This is a genomic window from Ereboglobus sp. PH5-10 (assembly GCF_029504735.1).
In the GTDB taxonomy this organism is placed as follows: domain Bacteria; phylum Verrucomicrobiota; class Verrucomicrobiia; order Opitutales; family Opitutaceae; genus Ereboglobus.
Map to the genome: position 1 here is coordinate 1 of NZ_JAQFIP010000025.1, position 20,020 is coordinate 20,020.

Genomic DNA, 20,020 nt, shown 5'->3' on the forward strand with positions numbered 1-20,020 from the left:
ATTCCGGCGTGTAGGCTGGTTTTGTTTTTGGCATGTTTGTTTTTCTTTTGTGGTTATGTCTGCACCTCCTGTCCACAAATCAGGGGTAACCTCAACCGTCGCGAAATTGAGCAGCTTGCCGCAGCCGATCTTGCGGCAAAAGACAACTACATCGCCAATCAGCGCGTTGCGACATTCATGCGCTCACTCAATCCGCGCAAAAACGTGCGATAGCCAAGTGTCCAAGCTGTCAAGTTGCCAAGGTCGGGATCTATTTAGACATCTTAAAAGATGTCTATTTTACTCGTATTGACATTCTTTAAGATGTCCATTTATTGCATATCGACACTCTTAAAGATGTATGAAAACAGAACTCCAAGAAATCCTGCTTCGCGGTTTGGATGAGGAAATCGAAGCCAAGCACGACTTGCGTGGGAAAATCAACGCACCCGCAAAAGGTTGGCTGCGCGCTGTCCGCGAAGCCTTGGGGCTAAGTCAGCGCGATATTGCCGCGCGTATGCGCATCCGCCAGCAGCCCTATGCCAGCATGGAAAAGCGCGAGGCGGACGGCACTGTTTCACTCTCCACATTACGACGCGCGGCGGATGCGCTTGATTGCGAGCTGGTTTATTTTCTCGTGCCGAAGGAACAGGCTGCAAAATCGTTTGCCGAGCTTGCGACACGCGATGACGCAGCACTCAAACATTTGCGCGCGACCGAGCACTCAATGGCCTTGGAGGGCCAGGCGGTTGGCGACCTTCCGACCATGCCCGCCCCGCAATCACCCGCACCGACATACGACGAAAAAACCAGCCGCCCATGAATTCAATTTTTTCCGCCAGCGACGACGCGCAGACACCGCTTGCACCGGAAGAATTGCACGCGCTCAAATTGAGCCTTTCCACGCGCGGCCAGCTTAACGAAGTCGAACGCCTGAACATCAACGAAGCGCGTGTGTGGGCCATGTCGAAATCCGTGTTAAAACGCGCGGATTTGGCGACGGACTTTTTTGCGCGGGAACTGCACCGCCGCATGTTTAACCAAGTTTGGAAATGGGCCGGCCAATACCGCACGACCGAACGCAATCTCGGATGGGGATGGCACCGCATTCCCGAGGGGATGCGAGTCCTCATGGACGATTTTCGAGCATGGGTGCAATACGCCACCTATCCGCTTGATGAAGCGGCGGTGCGCCTGCATCACCGGATGGTGGTCATTCACCCGTGGCCAAACGGCAACGGACGGCATTCGCGCCTAATGGCCGACGTGTTGCTCGCAGCCAACGGCGGCAAGCCGTTGACATGGGGCTCCGGCTCAAACCTCGCGCAATCCGGCGATGTTCGCGCAAACTATATCGCCGCCCTGAAAGAAGCCGACCAAGGCGACATGCAACGGCTGATTGCTTTCGCGAAAAACTGAAATGCGGTAATTCAGTTTATTTCAAAACTATAATATTCCCCAATAGGCCTTAACTGCATCAGAAAGAAGATTCGCAGCCGCACCAATTCCAACCTGCCAACCTCCATCGGCTGCTTTGGTTACCATTTTCCCTATCCATTGTGATACTCGACTACCAAATCCCTTAGCAGTTGGTTTACCATCTTGCTCAAGAGATTGCCGCAACTCGCCAATCTCTTTTTCATCTACTCCAATTGAAGAAAGATATCGGCTTAAAGAATCAAAGTCTTCCTTTTCAATTTTAAGAGTTAGGTTTTGGGTAACAGAGCTTTGAGTTACGTTGCCCAAAATACCTTGGAAATTTTCGATTCGAATATCAGCACTTTGCATGGCTTTATTTTTTTCTGCTGGTGTGAATGTCATGCCTTCACCAAGTATACCTTCTTCTTCAAGTTTCAGTGTCCATTCAAGTATTGCTGTTCGCACGGCTTCAATAATGCCTTCAATTTGATTTATTGGCACAGTGCGTATCGGAGGGAGACTCAGTCCATCTTGGTTTTGCAGTAAAAACGCTTCCTGTTTAGGCGAAAGAGGGAAAATGGGGTTAGTTTTGTTTGGTGAGTGCCCATCAAGAATTGCTATCAAATTTGATATGGGGTCTTGAACGTTAATGCGTGTGAATAAATCGAACATCTCCTCTGATGGAAAATGGACGGGAATAAGCCCGTGGTAGGGATTTTTAAGGCTTATTGAAGCGCGTAACCGCCTGTATTCAGGAACATCACGCCCATCATAGCCGTTTAGCTCTGAGCTGGCCCAAGAGCGAAAGTCTTCTCGCTTAAGTTTTGTGGCGATTACAAGAGCCTTCCGCAACAATGGAGCTACATCGGAATCTGGTTCTGTTGCGAGATGTTGCAGTTCGAGAACGATTGAAGATGACATATTGATTGCAGCATACCTATTGGCTCTTAAGAGGAGAAGTTTATTTTGAATATGTATTCCTGAATTAAGTCTGCAGGGATTTTCGCGTTTTTATTCTCAAAAAACACGGAAAGGTCCAATACGCACCCAAACAATCGAGGCATACTGGTGGCACGATTAGCCCTGAATCCGGTGGCTCGCGCCAACGAGGTTCGGACATTCGGCAACAAAAACCCGAACCATTATGGACCTCGTTCTGCCAGTTCTGGAAAACAAAATCACCGCGATGGTGACGGCATTTCGCTTTGTTGTGTTTGCGATGCTCGTGGCCGGCCTGATCGCTCGCATGAGCAGGCAGCATTACACCAACAGCGAAATCGTGCGACCGCTCGCGCGCGCAATCACCATCGTGGCGCTTGTTTCCTCGATGAACTGGTGGTTTCCTCTCGTGGAAAACACCATGCTCGCGGCGGCGTCATACCTTGACCCGCAGTATAACGACAACCCCGCGCGAGCGTCCGAGGAACTGCGCGCAGGCATCACGCTGAATCCCGAGAAAAAAGAATGGTCGTGGCGCAAGCTGAACGAATCGCTCTACAACGCGGTCACCGATGCCGTGTCGTGGGTTTTCATCCAGATCGGCGCGCTGATTTCCGCGCCAATGATAATCCTGCAATACATACTACGATGGATTCTCTACCTGCTGACGCCGTTCGCACTCGCGTGCTTCATGATTCCAGGAGCAACCCAAATCGGCGTCCGTTTTTTTCAACAGGTGCTTGCCGTTCTCGCATGGCCGGTCGGCTTTGCGATCACCAATCTTGTCACCATTGCCATCTGGCAGGATTTTCGTTCGGTGGTCGGCGTTGATCCCGCGTCGCTCGAAATGGCAGCATACTCGCCGTTTCTTACCAACATCGGCGGCATTCTCGCCGCGCTCACATTGCTGATTGGGACGATCAGCACGCCGATCATTTGCCAGAAAATATTTGCCCAAGGTTATGCGTTTACGGGTGAAGCCGGCAACCCCGGCGCGTTGGGAAAATCAGGAATGGATGTGCTCTATCGCGCCAACATGGTCGGCAACATGCTCGCGCCTCGGGCCGGAGCGGTTTCCGCAATGGCGGCGCAAGCAAATGGTGCGTCATCCAGCACAAGCCAATCAAACGTCGCCCCTCCGCCTTCGCCAGCCCCTTCCACTCCTGGACTCTGACAAATGAACACTGAAAAACAGCCAGATACGCCATTGCGTGAAATACCGGTCGATAACGCCGTGCGACTCCCGTCACCGAAAACAAAACGCGCGTTTTCGCCGGCAAGATTATTTGCCGACCATGCCTTTGCCGCGCGCATGTGGATGTTTGTTGCGTGCGGCGCGCTCGTTCTCGTGGCGGTTCAACCCTATCTGATAATTGAGGCCCACCGTGCCCGTGAGCATGTTGTCGTTCTCGACGGCGGCGGGAATTTTTCGATCTCGCCATTGCTCGGTTTCGAGGAGGCGAAAACGCTTCACGAAACGCTTTCGATCTGGTCGGCGCTCGCGCTTTTGCAACGCAACCCGAGGAACTTCGATTTTCCCGATTTGCTGCAACGGCTTTATCTCACCGACGCCGCGACCAAGGCGCAGAACGAATTGCTCGCCTCGCGCGAGGAGTTCGAGGTGAAGCAGATTCACCAGAAGCCGGAGGTTTTCAAAATAGACATCCTGCGCACGCGCGAAGACCAAGTGCTTGTGCGCATCGAAGGCCAGCTCGTGCGCACTGGCGTGTTTGAACGACAGGCGTTCACCGAATCTCCGCGCTTCGCACTCACCCTCACCCTTGTCCGCAACCCGGACATGATCGCCAACAAACGCTACCCGCTCGCCGTATGGAACTACGAATTCTCACTCCTCTGACACGCATCACTTGCGTGCTCGCATTCGCGGCAATCAGCTCCGCCGTCATACATGCCAGTTCAAAAACTGCCGCTCCCGTTGTGAAACAATTCCCTCTCGATGAGCGCGTCGTCTATGAAATCCCCATTGGCATGAACGTGCCGACGACGATCATGTTTCCCTCCGCGCCGTCCGCGCTCGAAAGCGCGGGCATCACCGCCAAGCCGGAGACACCCGCGCCCGTTTTGCTCTCGCACACGCCCGGACACCATTACCTCAGTGTCCGCGCGCTCAAGCCGGACGCGCAGGCCACCCTCAATGTCATCTGGAAAAATCGCACCTACATTATCCGGTTCACGGCGTCCGAAAAACCCTACGGCTCCGTCACTTTTTATGAGGATCGTTTCGCGGGTCGCAGTCCGGCTTTGGCAAAGCGCGCCACGCCCGACGTGCTTCTTGAACTCCTCGACCGCGCAAAATCCTACCGCATTGTCCGCGACCAATATCCCGAGGCGGTGCAACAAATCGAACACCGCGCGCCGCCAATCAGCGAGGCCGTCACGCACTACAAGGAGTTTTCCGTGACCGTCGAGGAAGTCTTTCGCTTCGATCCCGAGGACACGCTGATCTTTCGCTTGCGGCTGGAAAATACCGGCGACACCGAGGTTGCCTACCAGCCCCAAAGCCTCGCCGCGCGCATTGGTTCGCGTGTTTACACCGCGTCCGTTTCCGACGCATCGGGACTCATCCCACCGCACGCGGGAACCACGGCCTATTTTGCCATCACTGGAAAACCGGACGGCAGTCGCGCCAACCTCAGCGTGAAAAATAAATTCAACATCATTGTCCCTCGCGTCACCCGCGACGTGCAACTCATCGAGCCGCGATGAAACGCATCATCAAGTTTGTCAAAACCCCTGTCGGCAGCCTCACATGTCTTGCCGTCCTGATCGCCATTTGCGCGATGCTTGTTCACGGCAACGACAGTCGCAGCCAACGCCCCAACATCACGCAACCGCCTGCCGCGACTGCGCCGATGGAACGCCACACCATCACTCGCGGCGGACAAGAACTCAAGGTTCCCTCGCCCTCGCGTCCGGCGCAAACCGCGCACTCGCGCGCACCCGCAGACGATGAAGCGGAAACAATTTCCCGTCCGCGTGCCGCGCGAGGCGAACAATCCGCTGCGAAAACCAACGAACCCGCGCCGCTGCCAATCAGCTTGCTTCCGTCTGACGTTGCCACCGCCCGCGCCGCCGATCTTTCAAAAAATTACGCTCCCTACGGGCGGCTCATCCCATGCGAAACCGTGACCACGCTTGAATCGTCGAAAATCGACACGCCGATCATCGGCCTTGTCACCGAGGACGTGTGGCACGACGGACGGCTTATCATTCCGGCGGGCGCGGAAGTTCACGGACGCGCCGCAAACGATCACGCGCGCGAGCGCATCGCCGCGTCCGGCCAGTGGATAATCATTTGGCGCGACCGCACCACAAACAACGGAAACGAACTCGTCATAAACGGCATCGCACTTGACCGGCAACGTGACGACATCACCGGAGAGTTTGGCTTGCGCGATGGCAGCGCCGGACTTGTCGGCGATATTTTGAAAACCGACGACTGGCAGGAAATAAAACTTTTCGCCTCTACCTTCCTCGCGGGCATGGCGGGTGGTTTGCAGGAAATGCGCGACCAGACGACCGCGTATGGCGACGTGACCCAAGTTCCGAAGGCCACCGCCAAGAACGCCGCGCTCCAAGGCACAGCCGACGTGCTCAACGCCTATGCCGCGCGCATTCAGCAAATCATCGCCCAGGACGGCTACTATGTCCGCGTGCCCGCAGGGAAGCAATTTTACCTCTACGTCACCCAAACCCTCGACCAGTCCAAGGCCACGCGCGGCAACCTCCGCGCCGATCTTTGGCAAAAGAAAGAAACCGCGACACCATGAAAACCCGTCCGCTCATCCCCATACTTGCAGTTGCCTGCATTCCACTCGGCGGTTGCTCGCTCTTCAAAAGAAAAGCGCCGCCGCCCGTAATCCACACCATCGCCGCATCGCCGGTAAGCGGCACCGAACTCGACCCGGCCAACACCGAAAAACTCCGCCAAAGCGAAACACTGCGCGCGTATCCCATGAGCCGATACATTGACCCGCGCGACCCGAACCTCATGCACGAGGCGCACATTGTGTATCGCAAGGAAACTCCCGCCGCATGGAATCTCGCCCCGCACGCGCCGACTGTCGTGCCGCTCGGCCCCATGATGGCATTGTCCGACCCAGCCGAAAAACCGCAACTATTGCCCGCCGAGGTTGAGCAGAAAATGGCCGCTCAAAACCGCCTCATGGCCGCGCTCATCGAGCAGAACGAAACACTCACCAATGAGCTTTCCAATCTGCGAAAGGAAGTCGCGCAACTGCGCAACAAACCCGCCGCAACAACTGAAAACACAACCACAACGAAACAACCATGAGCACCAACGCGCCACCCATGCCTGAAAACACAACAGAGGAAACGAAGGAATCAACTGATGCCGTCGTTCCTCTCGCCATCGGCCCGCATCACCGGAAAAATTTTGAGCAGGCCGAAACGCACCTCGCCAAGACTTACGGCAAATCGCCGCCTGCCGACGATCTTATGCGACTATGGCTTGCCGGCGCGCCGCCTTGGGAAATCACGCGCGCCTTTGAGGAATCCGTGCTGAATATTTCCGGCAGCGACCTCATCCCCGACGACGACGGCCACTACGGTCAAACTCTTCTCGATCTATAAACCGCACTCACCGTTTTTTGGGCGAACCCTCGCCCGCACAAGGTCAACCGCCACTGGCGACCAGCCGCCTTGCTCAATCAATGGCTGGGGAACCCACAAATAAAAACATGTCACTCAAACAATCCATCGCAGAGAAAAAGGCCAGGGAAGGCGCCAACACCCGCATCAACCCTGAAATCGACGCCAAACTCACCAAATACATCGCGGACAATCCCAAGCTCTACGATTACTATAACGAAATGACCAAGGAGCAGCTTATCCGAAAGCTCATGCTCGGCAAAATGCAACGCAACGAATACACCCAGCAGCGTGATCAGGAAATCATTCAATGGGTGAATCAAAATCCTGACATCAAGGCGAAGGTCGAGGAGCGCATCAAAAACGTCCCCGCCGAAAACCGGCAGCGGGCATTTGTCCGGGTCGCCAAGGATGAGGCGGCGCGCCAATCAATGCGTCAACCGACAGGAAACGGCATTTCCGCATAGAAAACAAAACTGCTTCAAAACGAGCGGGGCGATGCGTGAAACATTCCCCGCTTTTTTGCCTGTATGTCTGACAATTCAACTAGCCTCGACGACGACCTCTTCGCAACGATTGCCAACGGAAACGATGCGGCCTGCGTTACGCTTTTTATTCAACTTTTGCGCGAGTCTCCAAACTTGCGGCACTGGCTTTTCAGCGCGTTTCTGAACCCTGACACGCGCTCGCGACTTTCCCGCCACCTTTCAGGTAAAGCGCATCCTCCGCGTCACTCCACACAAGGACGGCATCTGCTCGCATGGTTCGCAAATACCGACATTGCCCTTGCAAGTGACGCCTCATTGCTTTCGCAAAAGCATACCGCATCCAAACCCTATGGGGGACTAACGCGCGCGGAAGTCGTGGAGCTAATTCGTCGCTATCAAGCAGGGGGCGCAAATACGTCAGGCGGCATTGAGCTTGCCCCGTTCCTACTCGTGCACGCTTGGCGGCGGGCCACGCCCGACATGTTGCAACGCGCCTCATTGCTCCTTATGAGCGGGCATTTTTTTCAAGCCTCATTTTCAGAATGCAGCAAAACCCCGAATCTTATTCGACACCTTGCCAAAGCAGCAGATTTTTTTCACGGACAACCTCGCGGCACCATAACCCGCGCACACTATGGCTACGCAAACTGGTGGAAACTCTCCGTGCTTCATTACATGCTCAATCACCCCAAGGCGTGCTATTGCACGCGTGATTTTACAAAGCATCTTAGCGTCCAAAAAATCACAGTGGCGACGAAAGACATCCGGCGTTTTTGTAAAAAACACGGCATTGTCCAAAACCCCCGCCCCGGCAGACCTTCAGCTTAACTTCAAAGAGGCGTTTCAAAAAGTGCTTCTGATTGCGCCGGAACAGGATAAATTTGCGCATAAATAAACCCTGTTTTGTTCCTGCAAATCGCGTTTTTATCCAAGACTTGTGGCGCACTTTTTGTTAGTAATATGCAAACACTTCGGCATGAAGCCGTGGCGTTGCACACACCATGTTGCCACCCACACCAAGTCCCAATGAGTATCCCAAAAACAACCACGGGGGGAAATTCACCAAGACCGGAAGCCCCCAGCCTAATGAGAAGTTTTCGTGCACACGATTTCGAGACATAGGAATTTATTATAGTTTCGAACGTGCGCACCATTGGCCTGAATACAAGTGCGACCAGCACCAACTTATCCTGATAACAAATGAAACGGCGGAAACAGAGCTGTCATGGACTCCGCCAAACCAACCTGAACAACGACAATGGTTGATCGGAAGGCATATTGTTTTTATCGAGGCCAATTTGCCCCGCTCAATCCATTGGGAAAGAGACGGCGCATTTATTTGTTTATGTGTTGGAGAATCTTTTTTGAAACGCTTGGCTCTTCGTGATGCTTGGTCGGGTGTTCACATCAAACCATGCGCCGAATTATCCAAAGGTGACATGCTTATCTGGCATCTCTCATCTATTCTTGAAGACCTCTGCGATCCAAACGTGCCGGCTGAGCACCCACTCTATATGGAGGCATTGGGAACGATGCTCACCGCACATTTGCTTCGAATGCGAAAGCAAGAACAAGCACGCGCCTTGCTTGGCCCAAAACTTACCGCGCTGCAATTAAACCGCGTATATTCATATATCGACGAACATTTGCGTGACTCCATTCATGTGGAATCGCTCGCCCGTGCCGCTGGCATCAGCAAGGATCATTTTGCCAAACTTTTCAAATACTCCACGGGTGTCACTCCACATCGCTGCATACTTGTCCGACGATTGCAGCACGCTGAAAAACTTATCAAACAAGGCAGGCTTTCCATCGCGGAAGTTGCCATCGAATCCGGCTTTTGCGACCAAAGCCATTTGTCTCGATGGTTTCGGCGATTACGGGAAGAGCACATTGCATGACACTATATTATATTAACAAAAATCTCCTTTTCCCACCTAAATACCCTTATTCCCTTCATGCAATCCCGCCGCATACGCACTAAACACCAAATTGATCTGGTCTCGAATGCGCCGAAACTCCGCGAGGATTTCTTCGTCAGTGCCGACGGCACACGCAGGGTCGTCAAAACGCCAGTGATGCCTGTTCACTTGTCCTGGGAAAAAGGGACAGGCGGCATCAGCGTTGCCGCAAACAGTAATGACAGTGGTTATTTTCTTATTCAAAAACTCATTCCACGATTTTGATCTGTATGGCTCGGCGGAGAGGTCGATTCCCGCCTCGCGCATTACTTGCACGGCAAGCGGATGAATGTGTCCAGCTGGCTTTGAACCGGCGCTGTAAACGTCTATAATATCGCCTGCGGCAGCACGCAAAAAGCCCTCTGCCATTTGACTGCGACATGAATTTCCAGTGCATAATACTAAGACAGACGGGCGATTTTTATTCATAAAAACGGATGGTTTTATACTAATGAGCGGACACGATTAGATAGATGCCGGCAGTGATGATAAGCGCGCCACAGCCTCGGCGCAGCCATTTCCCTGCCGATGAATCATTTTGCCACGAAAGCCAGCGTTGCACCAGTGTTGTCGAAGTCCCGGCCAATGCGATCACCGAGCAATGCCCGATGCCGAACATCGCCAGCAACCCCAAGGCAAACAGGGTTTGAGTTGCGGAAACACGAAACGTAACACCAAGAACGGGAGCCATGAAACCAAACGTGCAGGGCCCCAGCGCAAGGCCGAAGACCAATCCGAAAACGAGTGCGCCGACCGGCCCTCGTCGTTTTTGATTGGGCGCGGGCCGCCACATTTCCGGAAGACGCAATATGTCGAGAAGATACAGGCCAAAAACGAAAAATACGACCGCCACCCCGTAGTTTCCCCAAGACCCGAGATCGCCGAGCATCCGCCCTGCCGCTGCGGTCAGCCCGCCTATGACGGCAATGGAGACGAGTATCCCGAGCGCGAAAAGCATGGAAAGCGCCATTGCCCGCAGCGTTGACACAACCGTCGCCCCGCCCTGCAAAAACGCCACGATGAGCGGAATACTCGCAAGATGGCACGGACTCAGGACTATGCTCAGCACACCCCATGCAAAAGCCGCGCATAACGCGACAAGCGGCGCGCCGCTCATCGCGTCTGTGAGCGAAATAAACAGGTTTTCCATCGTATTACAGATTGCCCGATGTCACGGTCCGGCTGCTTTGCGCCAGCAAACTCGAATCGTTTTGCGGTGCAGTCTTGGTGACGTTGGGTTTTGGCTCGGGATTTTTAATGGTGATGCCGACCTTTTCCCATTGGGTGAGAATGTCTTTTTTAGCCATGAATCCCTCATGCCTGGCGAGTTCCTTGCCCGATGCGTCATAAAAAATCTGCGTGGGAATCAGCCGGATTTTATATTTTCTTCCTTCGTCGGGATTTTCCCACACATCAATAAAAATGGTTTCAAACTGACTTGCGTAATCGCGTTTCAGTTCGTCGAGAATAGGCTTCATTTGTTTGCAAGGGATGCACTTTCCGGCACCCAAATCGACCAGCTTGGGCAACGCGGGCTTGGCATCGGCAGTCTTGTCCGAATTGGCGGCATAAACATCCAAGGCCGTTAATAAAAAACCGATACAAAGCGTGAGCCTAATGATTTCGAATCGTTTCATGGCTGATGAGGTTGGTTGCGTTTGAATTGATGATTTATTGGAGAAGGGTTTTCACGTCCTCGACGGCCGGAACTTTTCCGGCTACTTTCACGTTGCCGTCCACTACAAGCGCGGGCGTGAACATGACGCCGAACGCGGCGATGTCGTTCAGATCGGTGACTTTGGTCAGTTCGTAATCAATGCCAAGTTGCTTGGCGGCGGTGTCGGCGACTTCCGCGAGTTGGCGGCATTTGGCGCAGCCCGTGCCGAGGATTTGTATTTTTTTCATGATGTGTTTTGAGATGTATGTTTCGTTTTTCAGTTGGGAAAATAATCAGGTCACCCATGCCCCATAACCCCAGCCGATCAGCGCGGACAGGCAGACAACCAAACTCACATAGGCGGCGGTTTTCTTTATGCCTAAAACGGAGTTTATCACGATCATGCTTGGCAGGCTAAGCGCGGGGCCGGAAAGCAATAGTGCAAGCGCCGGCCCTTGCCCCATGCCGTTTCCAAGCAGCCCTTGCAAAATGGGGATTTCCGTCAGCGTGGCGAAATACATGAGGCTTCCTGCAACCGCTGCGAAGGCGTTTGCCCCAAAAGAGTTTCCCCCGAGCGAGCTTGTTATCCATTCCGAGGGAATCAGCCCTTCCCGACCGGGACGCCCGAGAAGCAGACCCGCGACGAGCACTCCGCCAATCAAAAGCGGGAATATCTGCTTGGCGTTTATCCAAGACTGTTCAAACCAATCCCCCGCCTCCCCGTTGTGTCCGGCTGTTGCCCAAACCAAACCCGCCATCACGAGCAAAACCGCCCCCTCGGGATGCCCTGGGACAAAAATGCAAAATACAACTGTGCCGATTGCCGTAATCAGAATCTTGACACCTGATAGTTTGAGCCACCGCCAAAGCATTAGTCCCAATAGCGCTGCGAGAATTGCCGCGATTACCCACTTGGCGGCAAAGACAATGGCAAAAAAACCGGCTTCGTCGTTTGACGGGCTTCCCCAATTTGCAAAAACAAGAATCCCCACCATGACGGCAAAAAACGACGCTGTTTGCCAAAGCGGACGCGTTGCGGAAGGTTTTGGCATTTCCGCCATTTTAATCACCTTGGCGCGCTCCTCGTGCCGGAACAAAAAGTGCATGGTTGCCCCGATAACAATGGAAAAAACGATCGCGAATATCGCGCGCGCGGCACCAAGTTGCCAGCCGAGCACTTTTGCAGTGAGAATAATGGCGAGTGCATTGATCGCCGGGCCTGAATATAAAAAAGCCGTCGCTGGGCCGAGCCCCGCCCCCATTCGGTATATGCCCGAAAACAACGGCAATATGGTGCATGAACATACCGCAAGGATGGTTCCCGCAACCGATGCCACGCCGTAGCTAAGAGCCTTTGGCGCAGTCGGCCCCAAATATCGCATCACCGATTGCTGCGAAACAAACGAGCCTATCCCTCCGGCAATCCAAAACGCAGGAAGCAGACACAGAATGACATGCTCCCTCGCATACCATTTCGTCAGGGCCAACGACTCTGCAATGGCCGAGTCAAAACGGGGCCAGCCGAGCGGCAAGTAATAGAAAACGGTGAAAACCGCCGCCATTAAAATGAATATTTTGATTTCCTTGCCCTTGCTCATCGGTTCGTTGATTGGCGAGTGTCGTGCAAAAATTACTTTCCCTGTGTTAGTGACCGAATCGTTTCCTTAGCCGCAGTGCCACATGCACCAGACCAATGAGCACCGGCACTTCGATAAGCGGCCCGACCACGGCGGCGAAAGCCACGCCCGAACCGATGCCGAACACTGCGATGGCAACCGCTATCGCCAGTTCGAAATTATTTCCCGCCGAAGTAAAAGCCAGCGTGGTAGCGCGCGGATAATCGGCGCCAAGCCATTTCGACATGAAAAAACTCACGCCGAACATCACCGCAAAATAGATCGTCAGCGGCACCGCAATGCGCAACACATCCAAGGGCAGCGAAACGATGGTGTCACCCTTGAAGGTGAACATCACCACGATGGTAAACAGCAGTGCGATCAGCGTCAGCGGCGAAATTCGAGGCAGGAATTTCTTATCAAACCACTCCTGCCCCTTGAGCGGAATGAGAATGACACGACTTAGGATGCCTGCCGCGAACGGGATGCCGAGATACACCATCACACTCCAAAAAATATCGGCTATCTTTACAGGCACCACCGCGCCTTCCATGCCGAAATACGGTGGCAAAACCGTGATGAACACCCACGCATAAAAACTATAAAACAAGATTTGCGCGATACTGTTAAGCGCCACAAGCGCGGCGGCATATTCATTGCTGCCCTTTGCAAGATCATTCCAAACGAGCACCATTGCAATGCAGCGGGCAATTCCCACCAGAATGAGGCCCACCATGTAATCAGGATGATCTCGCAGAAAAATCATCGACAACGCAAACATGAGCGCCGGCCCGACCAGCCAGTTTTGCACGAGTGACAGCGCGAGGATTCGCCTATCTGCAAAAACCTTTGGCAACTGCGAGTAGCGCACTTTTGCCAGCGGCGGATACATCATCAAAATGAGGCCGATTGCGATGGGCAGGTTTGTCGTGCCGACCGTCATGGGCGCAAAAAACGTCTCGGGGTCGGTTACCACGAAATGCCCGAGCAAAACGCCAACTCCCATCGCGGCAAATATCCAGACCGTGAGATAACGGTCGAGAAACGACATGTTTTTGACTACGGAATCAGACATGACGAGCGGCGGATTGTTTTTGTAATGACACATGCTCCGAATCTATTGCAGCCTGCACATCGCCAAGACAGCAGGCTCCCTTGGGGTTTTTGGTTTTGCATGAGCAGCCTTCATTTTTCATGGAGGCTTTGATGTGTTCTATCGCGGTGGACTTTCCTGTTTCTTGGATTTCGTGGCGAATCATTCCACGGGTGAGGTCGAAACAATAGCAAAGTTGCTCCTCGGGTTTGGACTCGGATGGAGTCGGTTCTTTAGAATTACAGCAGTCAGACATGGTAAATTATGGGAATTAGCAAATGCTTCTCTGGGGACTTGTTTTAACCACAGCAGCATTTGGGCCCCGGTTTGCGCGCAGTCACTTCCGCAGCAAAAACTTTTTCTTCAAATCCGCGCTTCGCCTCCCAGCTTGTGATAACCTCATCGCTGTTGCCCTTTGGCTGAATCGACACATCGACAAATCCGGCATCGGACAGAATCTTCTCCAAGTCCGCCAACAATGTCGCGCCGGACAGACAGCCGGAATAAAGCGCGAAATCCTTTTTTATCTCGTCAGGCATTTCCTCGCGCGCGACGACATCGGAAACGACAATGCGCCCGCCCGGCTTGAGAACGCGAAAGGCCTCGCGATACACGGGACGTTTGTCAGGGCACAGATTGATCACGCAGTTCGAAATAATCACATCGACGCAGGAGTCCGCGACCGGCAACGCCTCGATTTCCCCAAGGCGAAACTCGACTTGCGAAAAACCGCCGGCGCGCGCGTTCGCACGCGCCTTGGAAACCATTTCAGGCGTCATATCCACACCGATCACACGACCGGTTTCCCCAACCTCGCGAGCGGCAAGGAACGCGTCAAAGCCCGCGCCGGAACCGAGGTCGAGAACCACTTGCCCCGCGCGCAAGGAGGCAATGGCAACGGGATTTCCACAACCAAGACCCATATTCGCGCCCTTCGGCACAGAGGCTATGTCATCGGCGGTGTATCCGAGGGTGTGCGCTTGTGCGTCGGGCGTTGCGCAGCAGCCGCTTTGTTGCGGCGCTTCTTTTTCAGACTTGCCCGAACAGCAGCACGATTCGCCAGTTTCGCTGTCTTGTTTGTTGCCCTCGGTTAATGTGGTTTCACCGCTTGCGATTGCACGGTAGCGGGCGCGCACAGCCTCGCGGAGAGCTTCGGCGTCCGGCGCGGAATCAGACGATGTTGTTGATGTAGAAATGGGCGTATTGTCAGTTTTCATAATAATAGAGAATACTAGGGGCGGATTGAATGATTTGGTTAGCAGCCGCACGACGCGCCGGCCGTCTTGCCGTGCTTGATGGATTTTCCAGGCTTCCCGCAGCAGATCGCGGCGGCGGCGGAATCATCCTTGCGCAGACGGGCGCGGACTTTTTTCAAACGGGCGTTGTCGCGGACGATCAGCTTGTCCTCACTAGCGCAGTCTTGAAGGCACGCAAGGTTGGCGTCGAGTTCCCGCGACCGTTTTTCTGGAATACTGTAAATCATCCAGTTGGCCTCGCGTTGAACGACAACCATGTCCCGTGTTTTAAGGTAGTTCAGGTGCCGCGAGATTTTTACCTGCGATTCGCCGAGGACTTCCTGAATATGGCAAACGCACAGCGGGCCCGAGCAGAGCAGGTTCAATATGCGCAACCGCGTGCGGTCGCAGAGGCATTCATAGATTTTCACGAGTTCCATGCGTTTCAACATTCGTAATAACAAGTATTCGTCAATACGTATATTCACCAAAACGATAATAAATTTGAAAAATACGTCCTTGGTTTGATGCAATGTGTTTGTTTTCAAGCTCTAAGAGACGCCAAGCAATGCCCCCGTAATTCTGTCCTGCAAAAAACGTTCAACTGCTCCACGCATGGGGCGTGCTCCTAAAGTTTTGTGGCACCCCTCCCGCAAAATCGTTTCCAAGTCTGCCGGAGTGACCGTGATAATGTGCCCAAGTTTATGCAAACGGGCGCATTCTCCCGCGATCATGGCCTCGCAGATTTCGCGTTGCACATCGTAACTCAGACGGGAGAACACGATTTTTTCAGTCATACGGCCCACAAGCTCAGGCCGGAGCTGTTGCCCCACCCGCGCGAGCACAGTGCGCTCAATGCTCGCAAAGGGCGCGGACTGCATCCGCATCGCTTCCCCCGCGCCTATGTTTGAGGTAAAAACGACATAGAACCGCGAGAGATTTTTCCGTTCACCAGTGGCGAGTGTGATGCTCGCGTCATCGAGGATTTGCAGGAAAAGATCGAGCACGAGCGGATGCGCCTTTTCCACTTCATCGAAAAGCAGCGTGCCGCAATCCGCCTTTGCAAGCGCGCGTCCGAGCAGTCCAATATCACCGACTTTTTCACCAATGAGTTTTTCGACAGACGATTGGTTTTGATATTCCGACATATCGAAACGAACGGGTTTCAACCCGTTGAAAAGATAATCGGTGAAGGCATTTGTAATTTCTGTTTTACCAACACCGGTCGGGCCGACGAACAAAAACGAGCCTTTCGGACGCCCCGGATGCGCAAGGCCGAGTTCGCCTCGCCGCAACACAGATTCGACACGCCCGATAACATGCGATTGTCCCTTGATGTGCTCGCGAAGATGCGCGCCGAGGTTGCGGAGTTGTTCACGACGCTGGCTGAACCAATCGACGCCAATGTTTGCACTGGCAGGCAGGGATGTATTCATGGAGGGAAATCTTAGCGAAACCATTCGCACACGCGCCCATCGGCTTCACGCGGCGGAAGCACCACACGGCGAAACCCCGCTTCACAATGTTGCACCACAGCCTGAAACTTCCGCAGCCGGCGAAACTCATGTGGTTCGATATAATATTTTTCCTCCTCGGAAAACGAGGTCGTGCGCTTGCCCGCCGAATAACCGTAAGTGCGCTTCTTGTATTTCTTTTTGCCGAGCGTGTCGGCGGCGATTTTGGCCGACTCTTCATCGGCGGCTTTGAACATGATGCGGTTTGCCATGTTCGCGATGAACACCTTCGCCTTTTTCTCATCGCCAATCGGCGGAATGAGCGATGTGTAGCTTTGTGTCGCAGCCACGACGGTTGCCCTGGCTTCACGCATCACATCCACGACATTGTAATCGCTCGTGCCGTCATGATTCGCGGTCACGATCTTTTGCGCTTCATCCGCCCATAAAACGAGCAGGTTGTCTCCGGCGCGTTCCTTCGAGGGTCGGTCGAAACGCAGCAACACATGCGAATAAAACACGAGCTTGAGCAGCGTATGGATATACCGGCGTTCAGTTTTGAACCGCTGTGGAATCGAAACGCATATCACTTTTCCCCGGTCGATTTCTGAAAACGAGAAGGTCGATTTTTTCGGACAAAACACCTTTGCAATATCAGGGGGCGTGAAATGTTTCAGCCGATTGGCAAGCGTGCCGCGCACACCGCCAAGTTGTTCGATGGGCTGGCTGGCAATTTGCGTTTCGTAATGAGCAAGCAACTCGCGCGCTTCCGGCGTGTTTTTATTGTCCAACATTCCGACAATTTCCTTCATCATCACATCCGACGAGAGCAATTCGTAAGCATTATCGAGCGTGACGGGCATCCCGACGCACGCCAGCGCTTGAAATGCAAAGCTCATCTGGATTTCCGCCTGTGTCTTGAAAAACGTCTGGTCGCCATCCTGCCCGAGCGACGCGGCCACATCGCAAACATCCTTGGCCTTTGCCGAAAAAGGCAGGCGGGCATCCTCAAGATAATTAAACGTGTGCGGCGGCTCCCAATCGGCGGGCGCGTCGTCCGGACGCACTTGCAGCAGAATCAAATCGTCCTCGCGTCCGAGATGCTTGAACATCGCCGAGAGTGTTTCCCAATAAAGCCCCTTGTCGTCGATGCAGATGCCGCCCCAACGCGGACAGTTTCGCGAAACCTGCCAGAGCATCGCATTGATCGCCGAAAGCGTCTTGCCGCTTCCCGTTTCGCCGGTGACGAGCCACCCGCGACAAAAGTCATTCTGCGACCAAGAAAACCCGCCCAGCGTCAAAATCGGTTTTGCACGCGGGCGACTGCGCGCCGCCAGCACCCCGCACACAAGTTGCCAAGCGGCAAACATGCCAAACCCCGCCGACATCGCTATCGCGACGTCCGACGGCACCCCAATCCGCAGCGCACCCCAAGCGCATGCGAGACTCACGGCGACAAGAAGCATGTGTAACGGCATAATGGTAAACATGGCGCGCTCTTATGGAGTCAGAGCGCATCTGTGCCACCATCATGCCAGTTTCCATTATCTTTGGCTTGGACGTTTCCGCGATTTTTGAGAACAAAAACGAGAAAGTTGAAAAATACGCTTTACACTAAGTTATAACTTAGTATTTAACTTGTTTAATGAATGCACATGACATCGCTTCACTTCGCAAAAAACTTGGAATCAACCAAGTCGAATTGGCTCAACTCATTGGCGTTCATCCAATAACAATAAGCAAATGGGAGCGTGGCGAGAGTGCTCCGTCTGCATACCAACATGCACTCCTTCAAGAATTTGGCACGGCAGCTAAAGACAAAACGGTTCAGAGCGAACTGAAGGGCGTGCTGGTTGGAGCTGGCGTCATTATCGCCCTCGCACTCCTCCTCAAGCATCTAACAAGTAAAAAATGAATATAATCCCGCACACTAGCATAAAGCCGCGAATTGGCGACATCCTCCTGCGTCCCAAGGGACTTGGAATTATCAACCATGTCGGCGTTTCCGACGGAAATGGACATGTAGTCCATAATTTGCCAAGCAAAGGTGAACACATCACCACCGTGGAAGCGTTCGCTGAAGGAAAGCCTGTGACAGTAAAATCTACTGGCGCGAACCCGCACTCGGTTCTTGCAAAAATGCGTCAGATCCTCGCTCACCCTAAAGAATACTGCCTAATAAGTCGCAACTGCGAACACACAGCTTCTGATATAATTCAGGGAAAACCAAGAAGCGAACAATTACAGGCCGCCATTGCGATGGGTATTATTGGTTTTTTCATGTATCTTGCCGTGCGTGATTGAGCTGCTTTCATGTAATAACCATGTCACTCCAGCATCTTGCCCTTGATGGCGTTACAGAAAATCAACTCGACAGACTTATAACCGATAAAATTCCCGAAAGTAGAGTCCTCGAATACAAAGCTGCAATCACTATAGAAAAGGATGAACAAAAACGAGAACTTTTAAGTGATATTACGGCGCTCGCCAACACAGACGGTGGAGATATAGTTTTTGGCATAAGCGCCGATAATGGTATTGCTTCTGGCTTGGCTGGGCTACGCAATTTTGATTCCGACGCGATTATTGCACGCGTGGAAAATCTATTGAGAGATTCCGTTCAGCCGCGAATTTCGGGGATTCAATACCATGTCGTTTTTCTGGCTAACAAAAATCATACGCTGGTCATTCGTGTGCCCCGCAGTTTTGCTGCACCTCACATGGTTAAGCACCAAGGTGTAATTCGGTTTTGCGGGCGAAATGCAAATGGCAAGTATGACCTTGATGTGCATGAATTACGCTCTGCATTTCTAGCCAATGAAGTGTTGGCCGATCGGCTAAAAAATTTTCGCATCGACCGTATCAATCGGTTGGTTTCCGGACAAACACCTGTCTCGTTTTCCAGTTCTCACCTAATAGTTCTTCATATTCTGCCAGTCGTTGGTGCTCGTCCAGATTCGCGATTTAGCACCCGCGAATTGCAACGAGCAATTAATTCAGCCAATGTCGCACCAATTGGCAGTGGGGGGTATAGCACGTTCTTCAACTTTGATGGCCCGCTCTTGGCGACTCATTGGGGAAACAAAGGGTATCATAGTTCAGTTCAAATCTTCCGCAATGGTTTTATCGAAGCCGTTGAGAGCCAGCTTCTAAATTCCACAACTAAAAAAGATTCTGAAGTGATTCTTGACAGAATCATACCAAGTATTGCGTGGGAACGTTACATTGTTGGAGCATTACCTGGGTATTTCAGGGTTTTGGCCACACTCAATTTGCCACCGCCTTATGCAGTTAGCATCAGTTTGCTAAATGTCAGGGAATATGAAATGTATACAGGGATCATGTTTTCTCGAATGGAACGTCGCTCCATAGACCGAGACCATCTCATGACAGAAGAAATTCTTGTAGAATCGCCATCGGAGAAGACAGGGAAAATTCTCAGACCTCTATTTAATCAAGTATGGAATGCCTGCGGCTGGGAGGAATCTATCAATTACAATAAAGATGGAGACTGGTATGAGAGACGTTGAGAAAAATTACCGTGCAA

The 20,020-nt window shown here is 52.9% G+C and carries 27 protein-coding genes; 15 read left to right on the forward strand and 12 right to left on the reverse strand.

What is annotated here, in order from left to right; genetic code table 11:
* The 3 genes from M2447_RS12920 to M2447_RS12930 form a co-directional block, all read left to right on the forward strand.
* The coding region (locus M2447_RS12920) for a hypothetical protein (RefSeq protein WP_277558936.1) at nt 1-213 on the forward strand (213 nt) is incomplete at its 5' end.
* 127 nt (nt 214-340) lie between these two features.
* Nucleotides 341-802 (forward strand): helix-turn-helix domain-containing protein, encoded by a 462-nt coding sequence (locus tag M2447_RS12925; protein WP_277558938.1) that lies wholly within the window; start codon nt 341-343, stop codon nt 800-802.
* Complete coding sequence (locus M2447_RS12930) at nt 799-1,398, forward strand: mobile mystery protein B (RefSeq protein WP_277558939.1); 600 nt, start codon at nt 799-801, stop codon at nt 1,396-1,398. Before M2447_RS12925 ends, M2447_RS12930 begins: the two co-directional genes overlap by 4 nt.
* Nucleotides 1,399-1,425: 27 nt before the next feature.
* Here the strand turns inward: M2447_RS12930 and M2447_RS12935 are convergent, their stop codons facing one another.
* Nucleotides 1,426-2,319 (reverse strand): hypothetical protein, encoded by an 894-nt coding sequence (locus M2447_RS12935; protein WP_277558940.1) that lies wholly within the window; start codon nt 2,317-2,319, stop codon nt 1,426-1,428.
* A 223-nt stretch (nt 2,320-2,542) separates the two neighbouring features.
* Here M2447_RS12935 and M2447_RS12940 point away from each other — a divergent pair, with 223 nt between their 5' ends.
* The 9 genes from M2447_RS12940 (at nt 2,543) to M2447_RS12980 (ending at nt 9,358) form a co-directional block, all read left to right on the forward strand.
* Nucleotides 2,543-3,511: a hypothetical protein gene (locus tag M2447_RS12940; protein ID WP_277558941.1), complete on the forward strand. Its 969-nt coding sequence runs from the start codon at nt 2,543-2,545 to the stop codon at nt 3,509-3,511.
* A gap of 60 nt (nt 3,512-3,571) precedes the next feature.
* Complete coding sequence (locus M2447_RS12945) at nt 3,572-4,195, forward strand: hypothetical protein (RefSeq protein ID WP_277558942.1); 624 nt, start codon at nt 3,572-3,574, stop codon at nt 4,193-4,195.
* Complete coding sequence (locus tag M2447_RS12950) at nt 4,168-5,064, forward strand: hypothetical protein (RefSeq protein WP_277558943.1); 897 nt, start codon at nt 4,168-4,170, stop codon at nt 5,062-5,064. The genes M2447_RS12945 and M2447_RS12950 overlap by 28 nt, the downstream gene beginning before the upstream one ends.
* A complete protein-coding gene (locus tag M2447_RS12955) occupies nt 5,061-6,128 on the forward strand; it encodes a TrbI/VirB10 family protein (RefSeq protein ID WP_277558944.1) in 1,068 nt (355 codons plus the stop codon). Before M2447_RS12950 ends, M2447_RS12955 begins: the two co-directional genes overlap by 4 nt.
* Nucleotides 6,125-6,652 (forward strand): hypothetical protein, encoded by a 528-nt coding sequence (locus M2447_RS12960; protein ID WP_277558945.1) that lies wholly within the window; start codon nt 6,125-6,127, stop codon nt 6,650-6,652. Before M2447_RS12955 ends, M2447_RS12960 begins: the two co-directional genes overlap by 4 nt.
* Nucleotides 6,649-6,951 (forward strand): hypothetical protein, encoded by a 303-nt coding sequence (locus tag M2447_RS12965; protein WP_277558947.1) that lies wholly within the window; start codon nt 6,649-6,651, stop codon nt 6,949-6,951. The genes M2447_RS12960 and M2447_RS12965 overlap by 4 nt, the downstream gene beginning before the upstream one ends.
* Before the next feature lie 107 nt (nt 6,952-7,058).
* A complete protein-coding gene (locus M2447_RS12970; protein ID WP_277558948.1) occupies nt 7,059-7,436 on the forward strand; it encodes a hypothetical protein in 378 nt (125 codons plus the stop codon).
* A gap of 63 nt (nt 7,437-7,499) precedes the next feature.
* The gene (locus M2447_RS12975; RefSeq protein ID WP_277558949.1) at nt 7,500-8,285 is read left to right on the forward strand and encodes a hypothetical protein; all 786 of its coding nucleotides are present in this window, start codon (nt 7,500-7,502) and stop codon (nt 8,283-8,285) included.
* 173 nt (nt 8,286-8,458) lie between these two features.
* Nucleotides 8,459-9,358 (forward strand): AraC family transcriptional regulator, encoded by a 900-nt coding sequence (locus M2447_RS12980; RefSeq protein ID WP_277558950.1) that lies wholly within the window; start codon nt 8,459-8,461, stop codon nt 9,356-9,358.
* A 36-nt stretch (nt 9,359-9,394) separates the two neighbouring features.
* Here M2447_RS12980 and M2447_RS12985 read toward each other — a convergent pair whose 3' ends face one another.
* The 11 genes from M2447_RS12985 to M2447_RS13035 form a co-directional block, all read right to left on the reverse strand.
* Nucleotides 9,395-9,847 (reverse strand): arsenate reductase ArsC, encoded by a 453-nt coding sequence (locus tag M2447_RS12985; protein ID WP_277558951.1) that lies wholly within the window; start codon nt 9,845-9,847, stop codon nt 9,395-9,397.
* Nucleotides 9,848-9,866: 19 nt separating this feature from the next.
* Nucleotides 9,867-10,568: a cytochrome c biogenesis protein CcdA gene (locus M2447_RS12990; RefSeq protein WP_277558952.1), complete on the reverse strand. Its 702-nt coding sequence runs from the start codon at nt 10,566-10,568 to the stop codon at nt 9,867-9,869.
* A 4-nt stretch (nt 10,569-10,572) separates the two neighbouring features.
* A complete protein-coding gene (locus M2447_RS12995) occupies nt 10,573-11,055 on the reverse strand; it encodes a thioredoxin family protein (RefSeq protein WP_277558953.1) in 483 nt (160 codons plus the stop codon).
* Between the two features lie 34 nt (nt 11,056-11,089).
* The gene (locus M2447_RS13000) at nt 11,090-11,323 is read right to left on the reverse strand and encodes a thioredoxin family protein (protein ID WP_277558954.1); all 234 of its coding nucleotides are present in this window, start codon (nt 11,321-11,323) and stop codon (nt 11,090-11,092) included.
* A 45-nt stretch (nt 11,324-11,368) separates the two neighbouring features.
* A complete protein-coding gene (locus M2447_RS13005; protein ID WP_277558955.1) occupies nt 11,369-12,673 on the reverse strand; it encodes a permease in 1,305 nt (434 codons plus the stop codon).
* A gap of 46 nt (nt 12,674-12,719) precedes the next feature.
* Nucleotides 12,720-13,766 carry an ACR3 family arsenite efflux transporter gene (gene arsB, locus M2447_RS13010; RefSeq protein ID WP_277558956.1) on the reverse strand — a complete coding sequence of 349 codons (1,047 nt, stop codon included), beginning with the start codon at nt 13,764-13,766 and terminating at the stop codon, nt 12,720-12,722.
* Nucleotides 13,759-13,950 (reverse strand): hypothetical protein, encoded by a 192-nt coding sequence (locus M2447_RS13015; protein ID WP_277558957.1) that lies wholly within the window; start codon nt 13,948-13,950, stop codon nt 13,759-13,761. The genes arsB and M2447_RS13015 overlap by 8 nt, the downstream gene beginning before the upstream one ends.
* Before the next feature lie 133 nt (nt 13,951-14,083).
* Nucleotides 14,084-15,001: an arsenite methyltransferase gene (locus tag M2447_RS13020; RefSeq protein WP_343215395.1), complete on the reverse strand. Its 918-nt coding sequence runs from the start codon at nt 14,999-15,001 to the stop codon at nt 14,084-14,086.
* Between the two features lie 38 nt (nt 15,002-15,039).
* Nucleotides 15,040-15,459, reverse strand: a complete 420-nt coding sequence (locus tag M2447_RS13025) for a metalloregulator ArsR/SmtB family transcription factor (protein WP_277558959.1) — start codon at nt 15,457-15,459, stop codon at nt 15,040-15,042.
* Nucleotides 15,460-15,570: 111 nt separating this feature from the next.
* Entirely contained in the window at nt 15,571-16,314 is a 744-nt protein-coding gene (locus M2447_RS13030) for an AAA family ATPase (RefSeq protein WP_277558960.1), read from the reverse strand.
* A 152-nt stretch (nt 16,315-16,466) separates the two neighbouring features.
* Nucleotides 16,467-17,939 carry a type IV secretory system conjugative DNA transfer family protein gene (locus M2447_RS13035; protein WP_277558961.1) on the reverse strand — a complete coding sequence of 491 codons (1,473 nt, stop codon included), beginning with the start codon at nt 17,937-17,939 and terminating at the stop codon, nt 16,467-16,469.
* A gap of 179 nt (nt 17,940-18,118) precedes the next feature.
* Between M2447_RS13035 and M2447_RS13040 the strand changes: the two genes are divergently transcribed.
* Genes M2447_RS13040 through M2447_RS13050 form a run of 3 tightly spaced genes read left to right on the forward strand, consistent with a single transcriptional unit; the run spans nt 18,119 to nt 20,003 of the window.
* On the forward strand, nt 18,119-18,388 hold the full coding sequence (locus M2447_RS13040; RefSeq protein ID WP_277558962.1) for a helix-turn-helix domain-containing protein: 270 nt from the start codon (nt 18,119-18,121) through the stop codon (nt 18,386-18,388).
* On the forward strand, nt 18,385-18,777 hold the full coding sequence (locus M2447_RS13045; protein ID WP_277558963.1) for a hypothetical protein: 393 nt from the start codon (nt 18,385-18,387) through the stop codon (nt 18,775-18,777). Before M2447_RS13040 ends, M2447_RS13045 begins: the two co-directional genes overlap by 4 nt.
* Nucleotides 18,778-18,797: 20 nt before the next feature.
* A complete protein-coding gene (locus M2447_RS13050) occupies nt 18,798-20,003 on the forward strand; it encodes an ATP-binding protein (protein ID WP_277558964.1) in 1,206 nt (401 codons plus the stop codon).
* Nucleotides 20,004-20,020: the final 17 nt, after the last annotated feature.